At 39.7% G+C, this 2,782-nt stretch carries 4 protein-coding genes; 3 read left to right on the top strand and 1 reads right to left on the bottom strand.

Features of this window, described 5'->3' with window-relative positions; all coding sequences use genetic code 11:
• From QVB70_RS01655 to QVB70_RS01665, 3 genes are all read left to right on the top strand, one after another.
• Positions 1–561, top strand: a 561-nt coding sequence (locus QVB70_RS01655) for a mechanosensitive ion channel family protein (protein ID WP_287582729.1), incomplete at its 5' end; no start/stop codon positions are given.
• A gap of 80 nt (positions 562–641) precedes the next feature.
• Positions 642–1,646, top strand: coding sequence for an MBL fold metallo-hydrolase (locus QVB70_RS01660; protein WP_287582731.1), 1,005 nt, complete (start codon positions 642–644; stop codon positions 1,644–1,646).
• Positions 1,647–1,796: 150 nt separating this feature from the next.
• Positions 1,797–2,135 (top strand): hypothetical protein, encoded by a 339-nt coding sequence (locus tag QVB70_RS01665; protein WP_287582733.1) that lies wholly within the window; start codon positions 1,797–1,799, stop codon positions 2,133–2,135.
• A 92-nt stretch (positions 2,136–2,227) separates the two neighbouring features.
• Here the strand turns inward: QVB70_RS01665 and QVB70_RS01670 are convergent.
• Positions 2,228–2,782 (bottom strand): RNA-guided endonuclease TnpB family protein (locus tag QVB70_RS01670; RefSeq protein ID WP_287582735.1); only part of this gene is annotated, 555 nt, incomplete at its 5' end.

The raw sequence follows: 2,782 nt of genomic DNA on the forward strand, positions 1-2,782 counted from the left end.
CTTGCTGCCCAGCAAACGGTCGCTAATATTTTCGCAGGCGTTAGTATTATCTTTGATAAAGCATTCAAGATAGGTGACTGGATACAGTTGAAAAAGAATGATATAGTAGGGCAGGTTATAGAGATTAATCTACGATCTACAACTATTATCGCACCTGATAACACTTTAATCAGTTTGCCTAATTCAATGGTAGCTAGTGATGCGATAATTAATTATTCAACGCATCGGCTAAGAAGGCTTTTCCACAAGATAGGTATAGCTTATGAGTCAGACATATCGCAAGCGATAAAAATTATACGAGAAGTCCTAGAGAAGGATACAGCTACAGCCACCTCAGGAATATCAGGACAAGGCTATTTTGCTCCGATAGAAATTGTCGTAACAAAACTAGGCGACTTTGCGGTTAATATGGAAGCTAGAGTTTTTGTGGATACAACAAAAGCGGGCGGAGTTTTTGAAACAGAAAGCAGAATGCTGAACAATATTAAAAATGCATTGACCGAAGCTGGTATAGACATGCCATACCCAACACAGTCAATTCGATTGAATAAAGAAGTATAATGAATCCAAAAAACCAATATTTATTTAAGAAAACTATCGAGACGATCATGCATTCAAAATAATATAGTAAGGCAACAGACATGTTAGGTCTGGAAAAACTCCATATTGAGCCTATAGGAGCGGAATCTCTTGGTACACGATCATTTTGTTTTTATGTTAAAACACCAGATTTAGCCATCTTGATAGATCCAAGTGTGGCGCTGGCACCTCGACGAGATGGACTTCCCCCTCATATTAAAGAACTAGCTGCAGCGAAGTTAACTAGAGAACTCATACAAGAAAGAGCTAAAAAATGCGATGTATTAGTGATTTCACATTTTCATTTCGATCATTATACTACTTCACTCTCACAGGTCTATCAATGGACAAATGAAACTATTGCTGCGCAATTATATTCGGGAAAAATAATCTTAGCCAAAGATCGATCAAACAGAAGCTCCATCAATTACTCTCAAAAAAGACGATCATATTACCTCTATAAGCGTGAAGATTGCGAAATTCGTCCTGCAGATAGTCAGTCATTTATGTTTAAGCAAACAACTATTCGTTGTTCTGAGCCTGTCTGGCATGGACCAGAAGGCAGTCGCTTTGGCTGGGTAATAATGACAGCTATCGAATATAATGATGAAAAAATTCTCCACGCTTCAGATGTACAAGGGCCAATGTCTGAATATACTTTATCACTAATAGAAGAGGAAAAACCTAACTTACTTTTGATTGGTGGCCCGCCTACTTATTTACGACAAGTACCGAAAGAGGATTTAATGAGTGGGATAGCGAACCTCAAGAAACTAGCTTCCCAGATTGATATGATTATAGTAGATCATCACTTACTTCGTGATGCAAAGTGGAAAGATCATCTTGAAGACGTCTATAAGACTGCCAAGAAGAATGGTAACCATATTTATTGCGTTGCTGAATTTATGGGACTTTCACCTATGCTCCTTGAAGTTCAAAGAAAAGAGTTATACCAAGAAATGCCCTTGAATGCAAATTTTCACAACAGACTATTTAAAATGGATTCTGAGATCATTGCGATGATAGAATCTGAAAAAAAGGTCTTGAAAGAGAAATTATCCTCCTAATTTTGCTCGTCTTTTAAAAAGCTGAGACGGAAGCACAACAAATTAAATGAAAAAAATCTTTTAATGACTTTTCATCAATTTGTTTGAACCAAAGCATTTCTATAGAACAAGTACCTGATTAAATACCAAATTTACGGGATATGTGATCATATGAGAAGCGAAGATGAATTGCTTGAAAAATATGAAGAACAGAAAAAGCGAGCTGAATCGGATGCCATCGGAGTTTCCGCTCAAGGCGTCATAGGTCAAAGTCTTAGAAACGTAGGTCTCTCGATCTTACAATGGGTTTTATTTGAAAAGCCCAAAGAAGAAGAAGTCTTCGCAGAATATTTTCGTGAAATAGAAAGTCGTGTTAAATTCGAAAAAGGTATGCGAGCTGGGTCAATACCATTCCTTGAGAGGAATTTAAGAACTGCTTGGCTTGGATGGATTCTCGGAATTCCTGATGACGAAATAAAACAGCATCAAATGCGCCATTCGTTGGTCTAATATTGACCTCTTAATGCTGATGAGAAAGGCTGTGAACTACCACCCTACAAGTAGGGTGGCTTCCTGAATCATCCATTCCCCAACGGGACATGTCAAACAGGCTCGACGGACAGTTCCTGCCCTGATCGTGATGCTACATAGTAGCGTGATCGGTGTAAAATGGTGATGGCCGAGTTATGATCTCGTGCTACATCAAGACCACAGTAAGGACAGCTGTGGATGCGGGTTGCCAGTGTTTTCGGCACCAGCTTCCCACACCGACTACACAGTTGTGTGGTATTATAGGCACTCACATATTCTACGAAAGTACCAGCTTCCTCCGCTTTGTACTCCGTAAAACACATGAGTTGTCCCCAGCCGGCGTCACTAATCGACTTGGCGAGATGATGATTCTTCGCCATGTTGGTGATCTTGAGATTCTCATACACTATTAGGTCATAAGCATCGACCAGTGTTCGACTAAGCTTGTGATGAAAGTCCTTCCGTTGGTTACGTATCTTCCGGTGTACCTGTGCTACCTTTGTGTTCTGTTTGTGACGGTTATGTGACCCTTTCTGCTTCCTATCTTTTCTTCTCTGTTCTTTCGCTACTTTCTTCTCCGAGTGTCTTAACCAACGCGGGTTAGCTATGGTATCTCCGTTATTACA

Origin of the sequence: Candidatus Borrarchaeum sp. (assembly GCF_019058535.1) — an archaeon.
Taxonomy (GTDB): domain Archaea; phylum Asgardarchaeota; class Sifarchaeia; order Borrarchaeales; family Borrarchaeaceae; genus Borrarchaeum; species Borrarchaeum weybense.

What these genes read in the sequence shown, in the direction of transcription:
- QVB70_RS01660 (WP_287582731.1), top strand. Translation starts at nt 642, where the DNA reads ATGTTAGGTCTGGAAAAACTCCATATTGAGCCTATAGGAGCGGAATCT.
- QVB70_RS01665 (WP_287582733.1), top strand. Translation starts at nt 1,797, where the DNA reads ATGAGAAGCGAAGATGAATTGCTTGAAAAATATGAAGAACAGAAAAAG.